The organism is Flavobacterium sp. B167r (genome assembly GCF_056824315.1).
Genome location: NZ_CP124859.1, coordinates 1,810,217 through 1,829,404 on the forward strand (window position 1 = coordinate 1,810,217; position 19,188 = coordinate 1,829,404).

The following is a 19,188-nucleotide window of genomic DNA, read 5'->3' on the forward strand; positions in this document are numbered from 1 at the left end:
AAAGCTTAATAAATGAAAAAATTAATTTTAGTTTTTATGTTTTTTTCGATTGTGTCATATGCGCAGCAAGATGCACAGTATACACAATACATGTATAACACAATCGAAGTCAATCCAGCGTATGCAGGTTCGCGAGGAGCTTTAAGCGTTTTTGGGTTGTATCGTACACAATGGGTTGGGTTAGATGGAGCGCCAGAAACGAGTACATTTTCTGTTAATACACCTTTGAAAAATACTGATTTAGGACTTGGAGTTTCTTTGGTGAATGATAAAATCGGACCAACGGTAGAAAATACCTTATCGGCAGATTTGTCTTATACAATTCCGACTTCAGATACTTGGAATTTGTCTTTTGGAATTAAAGGGACAGCCAATCTTTTCAATATCGACATGAATAAATTGAGTTACGAAGATCAGGACGATCCGCAGTTTCAGAATCTTAAAAATAAATTTTCGCCAAATGTTGGAGCTGGACTTTACCTCCATTCAGATAGAGCATATGTTGGATTGTCAGTTCCAAATTTTATAGAAACAAACCGTTATGACTCAGACGATGTGGCTATTTTTAAAGAAAAAATCAATTATTATTTAATAGCAGGTTACGTATTTAATTTAGATCGATTAGAATACATAAAATTCAAACCAGCTTTAATGGCAAAAATGGTAGAAGGAGCACCTTTGCAGGTTGATGTTTCAGGAAATTTTATGTTCAATGACAAATTCGTTTTAGGGCTTGCTTACCGTTGGAGCGCATCTGTTAGTGCAATGGCAGGATTTCAAGTTACAAAAGGAATGTACGTAGGTTACGGTTACGATCATGAAACGACGCAATTGAGAAAATACAATTCTGGATCTCATGAGATTTTCCTAAGATTCGAATTCTTCAATAATTACAATAAAATGATATCTCCAAGATTCTTTTAAGACAACCTATGAAAGCTAGAAAATTAATTTTGATCGTTTTACTGTTTAGTTTTGTTTTCAATGTAAATGCGCAAAATCCATTTACTACAATGAACATAAAATATGCAGATAAAAAATACGAAGAGTACGCTTACGCGGATGCCATAAAAGTATACGAGACTTTAGTAAATGCTGAAACAACAAATGAAGGCGTAATTCAGCGTTTGGCAAATTCATATTATTTTAATGGAGAATTAAAAAATGCATTAAAATGGTACGAACAATTATTCGTGATAAACGAAAACCAAGATGCGGAATATTTATATCGATATGCACAATCATTAAAATCGGCGGGGAATTATCGTAAATCTGACGAGATTTTGCAGAAATTCAATCAAAAAGCAACTTCAGAAAAAAGAGCAGATCTTATTAGAAGTGACAAAAATTATTTAGAAGATATAAAAGAAAATTCAGGCCGATTCCAAATTGCCGATGCTGGAGTTAATTCTCGATATTCCGATTACGGAAGCGCTGTTTACAACAATAAAATCGTTTTTACTTCTGCGCGCGATACAGGCGGAGTTGTTAAAGCCAATTTTCAGTGGACAAACACATCTTTCTCTAGATTATATACAGCAGATTTACTTCCAGACGGAAGCGTTGGTAAACCTGAACTTTTAGTAAAAAGAAAAAAAGATAATTTCAATGAGTCAAGTCCGATTTTTACAAAAGACGGTCGAACAATGTATTTTACCCGAAACAACTTTACAGATGGTAAAAGACGCAGCAATGACAAAAAAGTAACATTATTAAAGTTATATAAAGCAGAATTTATCGATAACGAATGGAAAAATGTTGCAGAACTTCCTTTCAATAGCGATCAATACAGCACGGCACATCCAGCTTTAAGCGTAGACGAAAAAACGCTTTATTTTGCATCAGATATGCCAGGAACGTTGGGGCAGTCTGATATTTATAAAGTTACAATTAATAATGACGGAACTTTCGGTACGCCAGAAAATTTAGGTCCAGCTATTAATACAGAAGGAAGAGAAACTTTTCCTTTCATTTCTGGAGAAAACGAATTGTATTTTGCTTCTGACGGACGTCCAGGTTTAGGCGGGCTGGATATTTTCGCTTCGCGCATTAAAGCAAACGGAACTTACGATGACGTTCTAAATGTTGGAGAACCTGTAAATGGCAAGCAAGATGATTTTGCTTTCAGTATTGACAGTAAAAGCAGAAGCGGTTATTTTTCTTCAAATAGAGAAAACGGACTTGGGATGGATGATATTTACAGATTTGCAGAAACCAGAAGATTAATCTGTGAACAAAATTTATCAGGAACCGTTACCGATGCAGAATCAAACGCAATCTTGGCGAATACTTCTCTGACTTTATTCAATGAAAAATTTGATCCAGTTGGAACTATCACAACAGACGAAAAAGGAAATTATGTTTTTCCTGATTTAAGATGTGGTAAAAAGTATACGATTAGAACTGCGAAAGACGATTATAATGCAAAAGAAGTTGCAGTAACTATTAGCAGAGAAAAAGGAGAAACGACTCAAATGATTGGATTAAATAAAGTATTTAAACCGCTTGCAGCAAAAACGGTAGCGATCAAAAAAGTGGCAATTAGTCCAGTAAAATTGAGTTCAATGCGAGTAGGAGTAGATATTGCAAAATTGCTAAACCTTCCTATGAATTTCTTCGATTTGGGTAAAGCGACAATTAAAAAAACATCAGAACCGCAATTAATGAAAGTGGTAAATCTATTAAACGATTATCCAAACATGAAACTAGATATTCGTTCGCATACAGATAGCCGTTCTTCTTCAGAAAGCAATCAGATTCTTTCGGAGAAAAGAGCACAATCAACAAAAAACTGGCTGATTCAAAAAGGAATTACCGAAGACAGATTAACAGCCAAAGGTTACGGAGAAACGCAATTGGTTAACAAATGTGCTGACGGAGTAAAATGCTCAGAAAAAGAACACATGAAAAATAGACGAAGCGAATTTATTATTGTAGCAATGTAAAAAGACTTTAATTAAGATACACGAAAACCCTTTTCTAAATTTCAGAAAAGGGTTTTTTAATGTCTGCAAAATAACTCCGCTAGGAGTTAATCGTTGGTAGAAAAAAAATGTATCGTTTTGAGTCGTGTTCCAGAGGAACACCTGATTTTATGAAAATTGGATGTTTGCCGAATTAATCAAACGTTCCTCTGGAACGTATTGAATTGCAATTCAAATTCAATTCTACCGACCAGAAATTCCTACAGAATGAATTAAAGTTTTTTACTTATTCTTTAGTAATAGAATCTTGAGCAAGCAAATAATTAATTTCACTTAAAAACTCAAATTCATGTAAAGGAATTAGTTCAAGGATATTTTCCAAAATAAGACTCACATTTATTGCTCCATTTTTGTTAGTTTGTGAAGTTTTATGAGCGTCTTGCTCTAAAGCTAGAATGCAAAGTTTTAGCATATCAACAATAACGTAGCCCAATTCTGCATAGTTTAAAAAGCTTATTTGAGCAATATTAGTTTTTGTTTGATCATTCACAGGTTTTAAAGTTCGGAAATATAAAGATGTTAGTTTTTTCAGTTGATCTGAATTTTTGATTTCATTTGTATCCATTGTAAGATTTTTTTAGCAAATATAGCATTATTTCAAAACACGACATATATGTCGCTCGATTTTTTTCCTTACTTTAATAAATTTGATATGTGGAAAATAATAAATACGAGTTAGAGATTATCAAATTAGGTTTGCTCATCAAAGAACTCAGAAAAAAGGAAAAGATTACTCAAAAAAAATTGTCAACATTATGTAATGCTGATGTACGCACTATTCAACGAATTGAAAAAGGAGAACAAAATATTTCCATCAGTTTACTTTTTTCAATAGCAGATGCATTAAAAATAGAATCAGCAACTTTAGTAAGTAAAATATTTTCTGAAAAATAAATGCAATTATTACAGAACCCTTTTCTAAATTTTTAGAAAAGGTTTTTTTGATGTTTAAGAAATAACTCCGCTAGGAGTTTATGATTGGTAGAAAAATAATGTATGGTTTTGGGTTGTGTTCCAGAGGAACACCTGATTTTATGAAAATTGGATGTTTGCCGAATTAATCAAACGTTCCTCTGTAACATATTTAACCGCAATTCAAATTTAATTCTACCGACCCGTAACTCCTAGCAGAGTTTTCAGTACCATCTTTAATTTTTCCACGAAATAACTCCGTTAGGAGTTTATGGTTGGTAGCCCAATTGGACAAAATCGATATATATTTATGTCCCATAGGCACATTTGAATGTGCGCTAAACAATTTTTATTGCTTGTGCACAAACGTTAAAAAATCTAATTTTCTTCAAAAAAACATTCTAAACAATTTCATTCTTTACGTTATAATATTGGAAATTCAATTTTTGATTTATTATGTTTAAAATGAATAGGTTATGATTTTAATAAAACGTTTTCGTTGCAGATTGTGTTGGTTTTTATTATAACTTTATAAACCTAAAAATTTTTCATTATGACTGTAGATCAAATACTTAAAGCAAAAGGAAGAAATGTCTATTCGATTGTCTCCAATTTAACGGTTTATGATGCGTTAAAAGTTATGGGAGAAAAAAACATTGGAGCAATTTTAATTATTGATGATAATGTTTTAAAAGGAATATTATCGGAAAGAGATTATGCCAGAAAAATTGTTCTGAAGGATAAATCTTCTAAAGAAACTTTTGTTCATGAGATTATGGAAAGTAATGTTTTTACAGTAAAACTTTCAGATAATCTTGAAGATTGTATGGAACTTATGAGCGAAAAAAGAATAAGACATTTGCCTGTTCTCGAAGACGGAATCGTAGTTGGAATCATTTCAATCAGCGATGTAGTAAAGTCGATAATAGAAATTCAAAAAGACACAATCAACCATTTGAATTCTTATATTTCTCAATAAACGGTATCTAAAAACGATAAAAATTCAAACGAGTCCAATTTCTATTGGACTTTTTTTATTTATTCGAATGGATTTTAAAAAAAGAAAACGCTAAAAAGACTCCATTTTAAAACAAGACTTATATCTTTGTAAGCTAGAATAAATGCTAAAAAAATGAACAAAGAGAGTAAAAGAAGAGAAGCGTTACTGTATCACGCAGAACCAACTCCAGGAAAAATTCAGGTAGTTCCAACAAAAAAATATGCAACCCAGAGAGACTTGTCATTGGCTTATTCGCCAGGAGTTGCAGAACCATGTTTAGAAATCGCAGCAAACAAAGAAGACGTTTATAAATATACAGCAAAAGGTAATCTAGTAGCCGTAATTTCAAACGGTACAGCTGTTTTAGGACTTGGAGATATCGGTCCAGAAGCAGGGAAACCCGTAATGGAAGGAAAAGGATTGTTGTTTAAAATATTCTCTGACATTGACGTTTTTGATATCGAAGTTGATACAAAAAATGTTGAAGAATTTATTCAGACTGTAAAAAATATTGCTCCAACTTTTGGAGGTATTAACCTTGAAGATATCAAAGCTCCAGAATCTTTCGAAATCGAAAGAAGATTGATCGAAGAATTGGATATTCCAGTAATGCACGACGATCAGCACGGAACAGCAATTATCTCTTCTGCAGCTTTAATCAATGCTCTTGAATTGGCAGGAAAAAAAGCTGAAGATGTAAAAGTAGTAGTTTCTGGTGCAGGATCTGCAGCAATTGCTTGTACAGATTTATATGTTTTACTTGGAGTAAAAGTAGAAAATGTTTTAATGTACAACAGTAAAGGACTTTTAACAAAAGACAATCCTGCTTTATCAGATTTACAATTAAAATACGCTATTGACGGAGCTAAAATTCCTTTGGACGAAGCCGTAAAAGGTGCAGATGTTTTCATCGGATTATCTTCTGGAGACATTTTATCGCCAGAAATGTTATTGACAATGGCAAAAAATCCGATTGTATTTGCAATGGCAAATCCAAATCCGGAAATCGATTATAATTTAGCTGTAGAAACGAGAAAAGACGTTATTATGGCGACAGGACGTTCAGATTTTCCTAATCAGGTAAATAACGTTTTAGGTTTCCCTTATATTTTTAGAGGAGCACTAGATGTAAGAGCGACAAAAATTAATGAAGAAATGAAAATGGCGGCTGTAAAAGCTTTAGCTATTTTGGCAAAAGAACCAGTTCCAGAGCAAGTAAACGTTGCTTATGGTGAAACAAAAATTGGTTTTGGCCAAGAATATATCATTCCAAAACCATTCGATCCAAGATTGATTACAGTTGTAGCTCCAGCGGTTGCAAAAGCTGCAATGGATTCTGGAGTAGCAAAAAATCCAATTACTGATTGGGCAGCTTATGAAGATGCGCTTCGTGAGCGTATGGGTAACGACAATAAAATGGTGCGTTTAATTACAAACCGTGCTAAAGTAAATCCTAAACGCGTTGTTTTTGCAGAGGCAGATCAGTTAAATGTTTTAAAAGCAGCACAAATTGTTTACGAAGACGGAATCGGATTCCCTATTTTATTAGGAAACAAAGAACAGATTTTAGAATTGAAAAAAGAGCTTGGTTTTGATGCCGATCTTGAAATCATTGATCCTAAAATGGATGAAGAAGAAGAAAGACGTAACAAATTTGCAAAATCATTCTGGGAAACGAGAGGAAGAAGAGGAGTTTCTAAATTGGATGCTGAAAAATTCATGCGCGAAAGAAACTATTTTGCAGCAATGATGGTAAATGAAGGAGAAGCAGATGCTGTGGTAACAGGATATTCTAGAAGTTATCCATCAGTTGTAAAACCAATGTTACAGTTAATCGAGAAAGCGCCTAATGCTTCTTTGGTAGCAACTGCAAACATGATGCTTACTTCTCGCGGACCAATGTTCTTATCAGATACTGCAATAAACATTGATCCTTCTGCACAAGATTTGATCAATATCGCAATTATGACTGCAAAAACAGCTAGAATGTTTGGTGTTGAGCCGGTTATTGCAATGGTGTCATTCTCAAACTTTGGTTCTTCAACTAGCGAAAGTGCTGGAAAAGTAAGAGAAGCTGTAGCATATTTGCATAAAAACCACCCAGATTTAATTGTTGATGGAGAGATTCAAGCAGATTTTGCTTTAAATCCAGAAATGCTTCAAGAGAAATTTCCATTTTCAAAATTAGCAGGAAAAAAAGTAAATACATTGGTTTTCCCTAATTTAGAGTCAGCAAATATCACTTACAAATTATTAAAAGAATTGTATAAAGTGAATTCGATTGGACCAATCATGATGGGTATGGGTAAACCAGTTCACATTTTCCAATTGGGTGCTAGCGTTGAAGAGATGGTCAATATGGCTGCTATTGCTGTTATTGATGCACAAGAAAAAGAAATTAAAAAGAATAAAATAGCGCAATAAACGCTCTAACAAGGATTGAACAAATTTGTCGTAGTTTTATTGCATTTTTGTTATATTTGATACTAAGAAATTACATTTATGATAGCACATTTGCAGGGAAGATTAGTAGAAAAAAATCCTACAGAAGTTGTAATTGATTGCGGAGGGGTTGGTTATCAGGTGAATATATCGTTGCATACCTTCTCCTTAATTCCAAATTCTGAAAATATAAAATTGTATACGCATCTTCAAATTAAAGAAGATGCGCATACTTTATATGGTTTTGTTGAAAAATCGGAGCGCGAAATCTTTAGAATGCTGCTTTCTGTTTCAGGAATTGGAGCAGGAATCGCAAGAACAATGCTTTCGTCAATAGAACCAAAGCAAATTATAAATGCCATTGCATCGGGAGATGTAGGCGTAATCCAGTCTATCAAAGGGATTGGAAACAAAACAGCACAAAGAGTTATACTTGATTTAAAAGACAAAGTTGTTAAATTATATGATTTAGACGAAGTTTTTGCTGTTCATAACAATAGAAATCGAGATGAAGCGTTATCTGCTCTAGAAGTATTAGGTTTTGTCCGAAAAGCTTCCGAAAAAGTAATAGAAAAGATCGTTAAAGAAGATCCTGAAGCTACTGTAGAAACAATCATCAAAAAGGCTTTAAAAAGCTTATAAATTTCATTTTATATAAAAGAATTCTATGCGTAAAATTTGTATTTTGGTGCTGGTATTGCTCTGCGGTAATGTTTTGCGTGCACAGGTTGCACCGGCAGCACAAGATACAACTAAAACTCAATTTTCAGTCGGTAAGATAGAGATCGGAGATCCTCCGAGCGTACTTTCGGCATATAGATACGATCCTATTACAGATCGTTATATCTACACCAATTCAGTAGATGGTTTTTCTATTAATTACCCTTTAATTTTAACTCCAAAAGAATACGAAGATTTAGTTCTAAAAGAAGCCAGACGAGATTATTTTAGAAAAAAATCTGATGCCATTGACGGTAAAAAAGCAGGAGCTGAAGCTGCCAAAAAAGATTTATTGCCCAGATATTATATCAATTCGAGTTTATTCGAAAGTATTTTTGGAAGTAATACTATTGATGTAAAACCCACAGGATCAGTTGAAATGGACTTGGGGATGCGCTACACCAAACAAGACAACCCTTCATTTTCACCAAGAAACAGATCCAGCTTGACTTTCGATTTCGATCAAAGAATCAGTATGAGCTTGATGGGGAAAGTTGGAACTCGTTTGGAGGTAAATGCCAATTACGATACACAATCTACATTTGCTTTTCAGAATTTATTTAAATTGGCTTACACTCCTTCAGAAGACGATATTGTTCAGAAAGTTGAGGTAGGTAACGTAAGCATGCCTTTAAATAGTACTTTAATTAGAGGTGCTCAAAGTTTATTTGGGGTTAAGGCGCAGTTGCAATTTGGTAAGACAACTGTAACTGGAGTTTTCTCAGAACAAAAGTCCCAAACCAAAAGTATAGTCGCAGAAGGTGGAGGAACAGTGCAAAACTTTGATTTGTTCGCATTAGATTATGATAATGACCGACATTTTTTCTTATCACAATACTTTAGAAATAAGTACGATGCTTCTCTTAGAAATTATCCATTAATCGATAGCCGTGTTCAAGTTACAAGAATTGAGGTGTGGGTAACTAATAAACAGAATAGAGTAACTACATCAAATAATAACTTAAGAAACGTTATTGCGCTTCAAGATTTAGGAGAAGGGCAGGTTGCAGGCGTACCAGACAATCAAGTTGTTGTAATTACAGATCCAATAGGGTTTTTTAATAATCCTATAGATTCTCCGACTGATAATACAAATAACAAATATGATCCTGCAGCAATTGGTAAAGCAGGAAGTTATTTAAATTCTAATATTAGAGAAATTGTAACAGCAAAATCTGGATTTAATAATACCAACGTAAATGAAGGAACAGATTATTCTGTTCTGGAAAATGCTCGAAAATTAACAACAAACGAATTTACTTTCAATGCACAGTTAGGTTATATCTCGTTACAGCAACGTTTGGCTAATGATGAAATTCTAGCGGTTGCTTTTGAATATACAGTTGGAGGGAAAACATATCAAGTAGGGGAGTTTGGTAGTGATGGTGTGGACGCGACGGTAGTTACAGGAAATAACAATGCCAACCAGGCAATCGTTACGCAGAGTTTGGTTTTGAAAATGCTGAAGAGCAGTTTGACAAATGTGCAAAATCCAGTTTGGAACTTGATGATGAAAAACGTGTATCAGATTCCGCAGGCTTATCAGATTAAGCAAGAAGATTTCAGACTTAATATCCTTTATACAGATCCTTCGCCAATAAATTATATTACGCCAGTATCAGGAAGTACTTTCCCTGCAAACCCGTCAGCAGATGATAAAGTAGAGCAAACGCCTTTGTTAAATGTCTTTAATCTTGACCGCTTAAATTACAATAACGATCCGCAGACAGGAGGAGACGGATTCTTTGACTACGTTCCTGGAGTAACTGTTGATGTACAGAATGCACGAATTATTTTTACAACTAAAGAGCCTTTTGGAGAACTTTTATTTAGAAAATTAAACACCAATTCTGGAGAGAGCTATAATGATCCAACTACATACAACGCGAATCAGAGAAAGTATGTATTTAGAAACATGTATAAGAATACTCAGGCTGGAGCATTGCAGGATAGTGATAAAAACAAATTCTTGTTAAGAGGAAAATATAAATCTTCTGGAAGCAACGGTATTCCAATCGGTGCATTCAATGTTCCGCAGGGATCTGTTGTTGTGACAGCTGCAGGACGTGTTTTAGTAGAAGGTATTGATTATAGTGTAGATTATCAATTAGGAAGAGTACAGATATTAGACCCTTCACTTCAAGCTTCAAATACGCCGATTGAAGTTTCATTAGAAAATAATTCAATCTTCGGTCAGCAGACAAGAAGATTTATGGGATTTAATGTTGAACATAAAATTTCTGAAAAGTTTGTTGTTGGAGGTACATTCTTAAAAATGACTGAACGTCCTTTTACTCAAAAATCAAGTTACGGACAAGAATCTGTGAATAATACGATTTTTGGTTTTAACGGAAATTACTCAACAGAAGTTCCGTTTTTGACAAGATTAGCAAACAAATTGCCAAATATAGATACAGATGTTCCTTCTAATCTTTCGATTCGTGGAGAGGTTGCATTTTTGAAACCTGACGCTCCAAAAGCAAGTGATTTTGAAGGAGAAGCTACAATTTATATTGACGATTTTGAAGGTACTCAGACTACAATTGATATGAGATCTGCTTATGCATGGAGTTTGGCTTCAACACCATTTATTAATTCTGCTACAGATAACACTTTTAACGCAAGTGCAAATACATTAGAGTATGGTTATAAACGTGCTAAGTTATCTTGGTACACTATTGACCCAATTTTCTTTACTTCAAAACCATCTGGAATTTCAAATGATGATTTATCTTTAAATTCAACGAGAAGGGTTTATAGTAGAGAACTTTATCCAAATACAGATATTGCACAAGGACAGATTCAGGTTATTAATACGCTGGATTTAACCTATTATCCATCAGATAGAGGGCCTTATAATAATAATCCAAATTTTGCAGCTAGTAGTCCGTCAACAAATTTTGGCGGAATTATGCGTGCGCTTAACTCTACAAACTTTGAGCAAGGAAATGTCGAATACATTCAGTTTTGGGTGCTTGACCCATATGTTGGAACAGGTCAGGCTCAAGGGGCTAATAATGGAAAAATTTATTTCAATTTAGGAGAAGTTTCCGAAGACGTTCTTAAAGACGGAAGAAAACAATATGAAAACGGTTTAGGACCAGATCAAGTGATGGTAAATCCTCAGCCACTTTGGGGAGATGTGCCAGCTTCTCAGTCTTTAATTTATGCATTTGATACTAATGCTGATAATCGTAAAAATCAGGACGTTGGTTTAGATGGTTTGCCAGATGGAAAAGAGGGATCAATCTATACCAATTATGCAGGAGAGCCAGATCCTGCGGCGGATAACTATAAGTATTTCTTAAATACAGAAGGAGGCGTATTACAGCGTTATAAGCAATATAACGGAACAGAAGGAAACTCTGCTGTAAGCATAGATGATCCAAATCGAGGTTCTACAACTCTTCCAGACGTTGAAGATATTAATCGCGATAATACCATGAGTACAATCAATGCTTATTATGAATACAGTATTGATGTAAGGCCGGGTATGCAAGTTGGAGAAAATTATATTACTGATATTAGAGAAGTTCAAAATGTAGAACTTCCAAATGGAGCTTCAACTAATGCAAGATGGATTCAGTTTAAGATTCCTGTTTCGAAACCTCAAAATACGATTGGAAATATTAGCGATTTTAGATCAATTCGTTTCATGCGTATGTTCATGACTGGATTTAACGATCAGATGACAGTTCGTTTTGGAGCATTGGATTTAGTTAGAGGAGAATGGAGAAAATACACGGGAACATTAGATGCAAATGATACAAATCCTGATGATGACGGAACTCAATTTGATGTTGCGGCTGTAAACATTCAGGAAAACGGTACAAAATGTCCAGTAAATTATGTTATCCCGCCGGGAGTTCAAAGAGAGCAATTGTACAATAACAATACAATTATCAATCAAAATGAACAATCTTTAGCGTTGCGAATAGCAGGTTCTGGATTGGAATATCAAGATTCTAGAGCGGTTTTCAAAAATGTAAGTGTTGATATGCGTCAGTACAAAAAACTGAAAATGTTCCTTCACGCAGAATCACTTCCAAATGAAACTCAACTTTTAGACGATGAGATGGTCGGATTTATCCGTTTTGGTAATGACTTTACACAGAACTTTTATCAAATCGAAATTCCATTAAAAGTGACAAGAGCGGGTGGTACATGTACTATCAGTCCAGATCAAGTTTGGCTTGAAGAAAATAATATTGATGTCGCTCTGTCATTACTGACAAGAATGAAAATTTTAGGAATGAATATCGATATTAACTCACCGAAAAGAGATATAAATGGTATTTATTATCCAGACCGAGATCCTGATGTAGATGGTGGTGACCAGGACGGAAAATTAACTTTAGGTATTAAAGGAAATCCGAATTTTGGTTTAGTTCGAAATTTAATGGTTGGAGTAAAAAGTGCAGCAAATCATAAAGATATTATGGGTGAAGTTTGGTTTAACGAACTTCGTATGTCTGATTTGGAAAACAAAGGAGGTATGGCTGCATTATTAAATGTAGATACCAATATGGCCGATTTGATGACATTGTCTGCTTCTGGTAAAAAGAGTACAATTGGTTTTGGTTCTCTTGAACAAGGTGCTAACGAAAGAGATCGTGAAGATATCCAGCAATATAATATTGTTACAAATATTAATTTAGGAAAACTGCTTCCTCCAAAATGGGGAATTAATCTTCCATTCAATTATGCAATTGGAGAAGAAGTTATTACCCCAGAATATGATCCTTTTAATCAAGATATTAAATTAGATCAGTTAATAAGAGAAACTACAGATCCAGCAGAAAAAGAGAATATCAGAACGCGAGCAGTAGACTATACTAAGCGTAAAAGTATCAACTTTATTGGAGTAAGAAAAGATAGAGCGCCAGAGCAGAAACCTCATGTTTATGATGTAGAAAACTTTACATTCTCTCAATCATACAATCAAGTAGAAAGACACGATTATGAAGTTGAAAGCTATGATGACGAGCAATCAAATACTTCGGTTAACTATGCTTATACTTTCCAACCGAAAGAGGTAGTTCCGTTTAAACAGACCAAATTCATGAAAACAAGTGAATACTGGAAACTGTTAAGCGATTTTAATATCAACTATCTTCCTTCGAATGTTTCGTTTAATACAAATATTTTAAGACAAAGCAATCGCCAGCAATATAGACAAGTAGACGTTGAAGGTATTGGACTTGATCCTCTTTACAGAAGAAACTTTGCGTTTAATTATCAATATGGCTTTGGATTCAATTTGACAAAATCATTAAAACTAAATTATACAGCAGCGTCTAATAATATCGTAAGAAACTTTTTGAACGACGATAATACGCCAAAAGAAGATTTTAATATTTGGGATGATTATTTTGACACCGGTATACCAAACCAGCATTTGCAGCAATTGGTTTTAAATTATGATATTCCAATTAATAAGATTCCAATATTTAGTTTCGTAAAAGCTACCTATTCGTATACGGCAGATTACAATTGGCAAAGATCGTCAACGGCGCTTTCGCAATATGTAGATGAAAGTGGAGTATCATGGGATTTAGGAAATACGGTTCAAAATGCCAATTCGAATACTTTGTCGACGACATTAAATATGAATATGCTGTACAAGTATTTAGGACTGACACCAGGAGGAAAACCAGCAAAACCAAAACCGGCTGCACCGCCAAAACCAGGAGAAAAAATTGTAAATATAGCTAAACCAGTTACAAGCAGTAATCCTTTTTATGATGGTTTAATTGGAGTTTTGACAAGTATTAAAAATGTTCAGATTAACTATACCAAAAATAATGGTACAGTTTTACCGGGATATATTCCAGGGGTAGGTTTCTTCGGTACATCTAAGCCTTCGCTAGGATTTGTGTTCGGTAGCCAAGATGATGTGCGTTTTGAAGCAGCGAAGAACGGATGGTTGACTAGCTATCAGAATTTTAATCAAAACTTTACGCAAGTAAGCAACAAACTTTTGAAAGTGACAGCAAATGTAGATTTGTTGCCTGATTTGAAAATTGATCTGGCTATGGATCGCGCGTATTCTGAAAACTCATCTGAACAATATAGTGTGGACCAAAATACAGGCGAATATTTGCCATTGTCACCATACAGTTATGGAATGTTTTCTATTTCAACAGTATTAATTAAGACCAGTTTTTCAACAAGTTCAGAAACAGAGTCGGCTGCGTTTGATGATTTTAGAAGTAATCGTTTAGTTATTGCAAACCGTTTGGCAGAGCAACATTATGGCGGAGCGGAAATTCCTAGATATGGAGACGTGAATAATCCAATTCCGGCTGAAACAGATCCAAACTATAAAATTTATGTAGCCAATCAAGGATATCCAATCGGTTTTTCAAAAAGTAATCAAGCTGTACTGTTGCCTTCATTTATGGCAGCTTATACAGGAGGAGATGCTTCGAGTAGTTCAACAAGTATTTTTAGAAGTTTTCCTATTCCAAACTGGAATGTGAAATATAATGGTTTAATGCGTTATAAGTATTTCAAAGATCATTTTAGACGTTTTTCATTACAGCATAATTATAGAGCTTCTTACACAATTAGCCAGTTTAGATCGAACTTTGATTACTTTGAAAATCCAAATGGTCAGGACGTAAATACAAACTTCTTTAATAAAACGATTATGTCGAATGTTAACTTAGTGGAGCAGTTTAGTCCGCTTATAAGAGTTGATTTCGAATTAAAAAGCTCATTCCGTTTATTAACAGAGGTTAAAAAAGACCGTGCTTTGTCTATGAGTTTTGATAATAATTTATTGACAGAAGTAAGAGGGATGGAGTATGTTGTAGGATTAGGATATCGATTTAAAGATGTAATTATTTCGTCAAGATTGGCAGATAATCCAACGGGAATTATTAAAAGTGATATCAATATAAAAGCTGATTTTTCATATAGAAATAATGAGACTTTGGTTCGATATTTAGATTACGACAATAATCAGTTGGCAGCAGGTCAGAATATCTGGACTTTAAAATTAACGGCCGATTATGCTTTCAGTAAAAACTTAACAGCAATATTTTATTATGATCATTCGTTCTCGAAAGCAGTTATTTCAACTTCTTTCCCATTAACAAATATCAGATCAGGTTTCACACTTCGTTATAATTTCGGAAATTAAATTTAGGTTTCTAAACTAGATTTTATTAGAAGATTATTACATTTGTGACTTAAATATTAAACAATCAATTTTCAAACACAACGATTATGAGCATACCAGCAAATTTAAAGTACACAAAAGATCACGAATGGGTTAGCATCGAAGGAGATGTTGCGACTGTAGGAATTACTCATTTTGCACAAAAAGAGTTAGGAGATATCGTGTATGTTGAGGTAGAAACTTTAGATCAGACCCTTTCAAAAGATGAAGTTTTTGGAACTGTTGAGGCTGTAAAAACAGTTTCTGATTTATTTTTACCATTAACAGGTGAGATCATTGCTTTTAATGAAGATTTAGAAAGTGCTCCTGAAACTGTAAATTCAGATCCTTATGGAGCTGGGTGGATGATTAAATTAAAAATTGCCGATGCTTCAGAAATTGATACTTTATTGTCTGATCAAGCTTATAAAGAATTAATCGGTGCCTAAACAACTATTGTTAATTTGGGCAATTATCTGCTCCGGAATCATTACTTATTTTTGTCTGACAGATTCTAGTAATATACCGGTGGTTAGTTTTCCAAGTATTGATAAAATTGTACATTTCTGTTTTCATTTTGGATTTACAATTTCATGGATTTTGTTTTTCAAAAAAGAATTGAAAGGGAAAGATTCAGACGAATATAAAGCGTATTTAATTTCGTTTATATTTTCTGTTTTTTTTGGAATTACTATCGAAATTCTTCAAAATGCTCTTACAGTAACAAGAACTGCAGATGTCACAGATATTTTAGCAAATGCACTTGGAGCCTTTGTTGCGGTTTTTTCGGCAATCGGATTTAAAAAGCAAATCGATAAAATATAATTTAAGAAACCCACTTCGGTGGGTTTTTTATTACAAGAAAATCAAGCGTTTAAATACTATGTTTTATCAATTTAAAATGTACTTTTGTGCTGGTTTTCTGCAACTTCAAACAAAATGAATGTAAAGCAATATTTAGACTCCACGTATTTAAAAACTGCATCGCAAGCTGGTCTTTCGGAAGCAGAAAACGCTATTGTGGTTAAAAATGCAATTGCCGAGGCCATTCAAGAAGGTTTTAAATTGATCATGATTCGTCCAGAATATGTTTCTTTAGCAAAAAAAATGATTGTAGAAGCCAAGTCTGTTTTGTTAGTTGGCACTGTAATTGATTTTCCAGAAGGAAAGTCAAGTCTCGAAATCAAAATTAAGGAAGCAAACGAAGCTATTGCAAACGGAGCCGATGATTTAGATTTTGTTTGTAACTACGAAGCATTCAAGAATGGTGATCTAGATTTAGTAAAAAAGGAAATATTAATCGGAACACAGATAGGATTAGCAAATGATAAAACAGTAAAATGGATTATCGAAGTTGCGGCTTTAACAGATAAAGAAATTATTCAGCTGTCTGCTTTGATAAAACATGTTGTAGTTTCTAATTTTAAAGAAGATGAATTTGATTCTGTTTTTGTGAAATCTTCTACAGGTTTTTATAAAACAGATGATAACCAACCAAATGGCGCGACCGTTCCAACAATAATTATGATGCTCGAAAATGCTTCGCCGCTTTCAGTAAAAGCAGCTGGCGGAGTCCGTTCATTTGAAGAAGCTGAAGAAATGATTCGTTTAGGAGTAAAGCGCATCGGTACTTCAGCTGCAAAAGCAATTGCAAACGGAGAAATTTCCCCAAATCAATATTAAATAAATACCCCAATTTTAAGTGAATAAGTTTTTTTTATCCTTTGTTTTAATTTCTTCTTTCTTTATTGTTTCTGCTCAGCAAAATAGTAATTCTTCAGTTCAGCCAGGTTTTACGGCAGAAATGTTTCCGGTTTTTCCTAACTGTGAAAATTTAGAAGCTAAAAAATTAGAGAATTGTTTTTATAAAGAAGTTCAAGATTTTGTGTTTAACAATTTTCAAATCCCTCAAAGATTAAAAGAAAACAATTATAAAGGAGCGGTAAAAGTACTTTTTGAAGTAAATGCAGAAGGAGAATTTAAAGTGATTTATGTTTCTGCTGAAACCGAAGAATTGTCTGAAGAGGCAAAAAGAATATTTGGGGCATTTCCAAAAATTAAACCTTCAACTTATAATGGAAAGCCAACTTATTCAAAATATACTATTTCTATTGCTATTCCATTAAAAAGTGCTGCAGAACTTGAAGCAGAAGCTTTGGCAGCGGCAGAAATTTTAAAACCTGCTGAAAAGCCAATGACCGAACTGGATAGTATTGTGTATAAAAAATATAATAATCCAGAATTTGATAGTCATTTAAATATTCCATTTTCGCACAGTTATTATTCGCAATTTGATGCTGAAATGAATCAGGTTGGAAGTAATAATCATACGGCATCTAAGCCTTATACTTATGCTGAGGTTTCAAAATATTACAATTTAAGAGCAGTTAATGAATCACTGCAGAAAAAAACTTCAACTTGGTTGGGAAGAAAATGGTGGAATGAAAATCTAGTGCAGATTCAGGGAGAAGATTATTGGTTTGCCTTAAACCCGATTGTAGATTTACAATTAGGAAAAGCCTCAGATCTTGATGCTTCATACACTTATGTGAATACTAGAGCGCTGAACTTTAGAGGAGGTTTAGGGAAACAAATCAACTTTACGACAACATTTTTTGAAAGTCAAGGAAGATTTGCAGGATATTATAATGATTATGCAGAATCTCTTAAGCCATCTGGAGGAAATCCAGCAATAATTCCGGGAATTGGAATTGCTAAAAATTTCAAAACAGATGCTTATGATTTTCCTTTAGCAGAAGCAAATATTACTTTTGCTCCAGGTGAAATCTTTGATTTTCAATTAGGTTACGGACGAAATTTTATAGGTGATGGTTATCGCTCTTTATTAGAAAGTGATGGAGCAAGTCCGTACCCATATTTTAAAATTAACACCAAATTTTGGAAAATTAAGTATACCAACACTTATATGTGGATGAAAGATGTTCGTCCAGACGTGACTGCCGAAAGAACATATGCAACAAAATTCATGGCTAATCACTATTTGAGCTGGAACGTTTCAAATAGATTGAACTTAGGATTTTTCGAATCTGTAGTATGGACAGATACTAATAATAGAGGCTTTGATGCTAATTTTGTTAATCCGATTATTTTTTACAGAGCGGTAGAATTTGGTTCTTCTTCTAGAAGCGGTAATGCACTTTTAGGAATAACTGGTAAATACAAATGGAACAATAGCTTGAATCTTTATTCGCAATTTTTGATTGATGAATTTTCTGTTTCTGATGTAGGAGCTGGAAATCAAAGCTGGAAAAACAAATTCGGATTTCAATTAGGAGCGAAATACTTCAACGCGTTTAATGTTAAAGACCTTTTATTGCAGGTTGAATTGAACAGCGTGCGTCCTTATGTGTACTCGCACAGTGCTGTTATTACAAATTACGGGCATAACAATCAGAGCGTAGGACACCAATGGGGTGGGAATTTCAATGAACTTATTGCAATTGCGAGATATCATAAAGGACGTTGGCTTGCAGATGCGAAATTGACCGTTGGAAAAAGAGGTCTAGATTTTGATACAGCAGAAAATTCGTTTAATTACGGAGGGAATATTTATAAAAGTTATGATGTAAAACGCCCGTATGATACAGGAGTGAAAATTGGGCAAGGAAATAAGACCAATGTTTTTATTGCTGATGTGCAAGGAGGGTATTTGATTAACCCGATGACAAATCTAAAATTATTTGGAAGTTTAATCTATAGAAATTTTGATCCAACCCAAGAGACGGCAACAACTTTTAAGCAAAGCACCACTTGGTTTAGTGTTGGTTTACGTTCAGATATTTTCAATATGTATTTTGATTACTAGCTTTTAATAAGATTTTTCGAAATAATAGTGTTGAAGAATGCTGAGATCTTAATTTGTATAGGTTTTATTGAAAAAAATCTAAATTTATAGGCTTAAGTTCTACAATCTAATTTGTACATTTGCACCACTCAAAAAAAAT

At 33.9% G+C, this 19,188-nt stretch carries 12 protein-coding genes; 11 read left to right on the forward strand and 1 reads right to left on the reverse strand.

What is annotated here, in order from left to right; translation table 11 throughout:
• The first annotated feature begins 12 nt into the window (after positions 1-12).
• A complete protein-coding gene (locus QLQ96_RS08100) occupies positions 13-924 on the forward strand; it encodes a PorP/SprF family type IX secretion system membrane protein (RefSeq protein ID WP_482496174.1) in 912 nt (303 codons plus the stop codon).
• 8 nt (positions 925-932) lie between these two features.
• Complete coding sequence (locus tag QLQ96_RS08105) at positions 933-2,945, forward strand: OmpA family protein (protein ID WP_482496176.1); 2,013 nt, start codon at positions 933-935, stop codon at positions 2,943-2,945.
• A gap of 265 nt (positions 2,946-3,210) precedes the next feature.
• On the opposite strand, the gene QLQ96_RS08110 is transcribed toward QLQ96_RS08105, so the two are convergent.
• Positions 3,211-3,549, reverse strand: coding sequence for a hypothetical protein (locus tag QLQ96_RS08110; RefSeq protein WP_482496178.1), 339 nt, complete (start codon positions 3,547-3,549; stop codon positions 3,211-3,213).
• Positions 3,550-3,638: 89 nt separating this feature from the next.
• Between QLQ96_RS08110 and QLQ96_RS08115 the strand changes: the two genes are divergently transcribed.
• The 9 genes from QLQ96_RS08115 to QLQ96_RS08155 all read left to right on the forward strand — a co-directional run bounded on the left by QLQ96_RS08115 (position 3,639) and on the right by QLQ96_RS08155 (position 19,049).
• The gene (locus QLQ96_RS08115) at positions 3,639-3,878 is read left to right on the forward strand and encodes a helix-turn-helix domain-containing protein (RefSeq protein ID WP_482496180.1); all 240 of its coding nucleotides are present in this window, start codon (positions 3,639-3,641) and stop codon (positions 3,876-3,878) included.
• Positions 3,879-4,449: 571 nt separating this feature from the next.
• Positions 4,450-4,875, forward strand: coding sequence for a CBS domain-containing protein (locus QLQ96_RS08120; protein WP_482496182.1), 426 nt, complete (start codon positions 4,450-4,452; stop codon positions 4,873-4,875).
• A 153-nt stretch (positions 4,876-5,028) separates the two neighbouring features.
• Complete coding sequence (locus QLQ96_RS08125) at positions 5,029-7,320, forward strand: NADP-dependent malic enzyme (RefSeq protein ID WP_482496184.1); 2,292 nt, start codon at positions 5,029-5,031, stop codon at positions 7,318-7,320.
• A gap of 78 nt (positions 7,321-7,398) precedes the next feature.
• Positions 7,399-7,980: a Holliday junction branch migration protein RuvA gene (ruvA, locus tag QLQ96_RS08130; RefSeq protein WP_482496186.1), complete on the forward strand. Its 582-nt coding sequence runs from the start codon at positions 7,399-7,401 to the stop codon at positions 7,978-7,980.
• A 25-nt stretch (positions 7,981-8,005) separates the two neighbouring features.
• Positions 8,006-15,205, forward strand: coding sequence for a T9SS outer membrane translocon Sov/SprA (sov, locus tag QLQ96_RS08135; protein ID WP_482496188.1), 7,200 nt, complete (start codon positions 8,006-8,008; stop codon positions 15,203-15,205).
• Between the two features lie 86 nt (positions 15,206-15,291).
• Positions 15,292-15,672, forward strand: coding sequence for a glycine cleavage system protein GcvH (gene gcvH, locus QLQ96_RS08140; RefSeq protein ID WP_482496190.1), 381 nt, complete (start codon positions 15,292-15,294; stop codon positions 15,670-15,672).
• A complete protein-coding gene (locus tag QLQ96_RS08145) occupies positions 15,665-16,048 on the forward strand; it encodes a VanZ family protein (RefSeq protein WP_482496192.1) in 384 nt (127 codons plus the stop codon). Before gcvH ends, QLQ96_RS08145 begins: the two co-directional genes overlap by 8 nt.
• A gap of 114 nt (positions 16,049-16,162) precedes the next feature.
• Entirely contained in the window at positions 16,163-16,906 is a 744-nt protein-coding gene (deoC, locus tag QLQ96_RS08150; protein ID WP_482496194.1) for a deoxyribose-phosphate aldolase, read from the forward strand.
• Positions 16,907-16,925: 19 nt separating this feature from the next.
• Positions 16,926-19,049, forward strand: coding sequence for an energy transducer TonB (locus QLQ96_RS08155; RefSeq protein WP_482496196.1), 2,124 nt, complete (start codon positions 16,926-16,928; stop codon positions 19,047-19,049).
• Positions 19,050-19,188 lie beyond the last annotated feature (139 nt).

What these genes read in the sequence shown, in the direction of transcription:
- QLQ96_RS08120 (WP_482496182.1), top strand. Translation starts at nt 4,450, where the DNA reads ATGACTGTAGATCAAATACTTAAAGCAAAAGGAAGAAATGTCTATTCG.
- deoC (WP_482496194.1), top strand. Translation starts at nt 16,163, where the DNA reads ATGAATGTAAAGCAATATTTAGACTCCACGTATTTAAAAACTGCATCG.
- QLQ96_RS08110 (WP_482496178.1), bottom strand. Translation starts at nt 3,549, where the DNA reads ATGGATACAAATGAAATCAAAAATTCAGATCAACTGAAAAAACTAACA.
- QLQ96_RS08105 (WP_482496176.1), top strand. Translation starts at nt 933, where the DNA reads ATGAAAGCTAGAAAATTAATTTTGATCGTTTTACTGTTTAGTTTTGTT.
- QLQ96_RS08100 (WP_482496174.1), top strand. Translation starts at nt 13, where the DNA reads ATGAAAAAATTAATTTTAGTTTTTATGTTTTTTTCGATTGTGTCATAT.
- gcvH (WP_482496190.1), top strand. Translation starts at nt 15,292, where the DNA reads ATGAGCATACCAGCAAATTTAAAGTACACAAAAGATCACGAATGGGTT.
- sov (WP_482496188.1), top strand. Translation starts at nt 8,006, where the DNA reads ATGCGTAAAATTTGTATTTTGGTGCTGGTATTGCTCTGCGGTAATGTT.
- QLQ96_RS08125 (WP_482496184.1), top strand. Translation starts at nt 5,029, where the DNA reads ATGAACAAAGAGAGTAAAAGAAGAGAAGCGTTACTGTATCACGCAGAA.
- ruvA (WP_482496186.1), top strand. Translation starts at nt 7,399, where the DNA reads ATGATAGCACATTTGCAGGGAAGATTAGTAGAAAAAAATCCTACAGAA.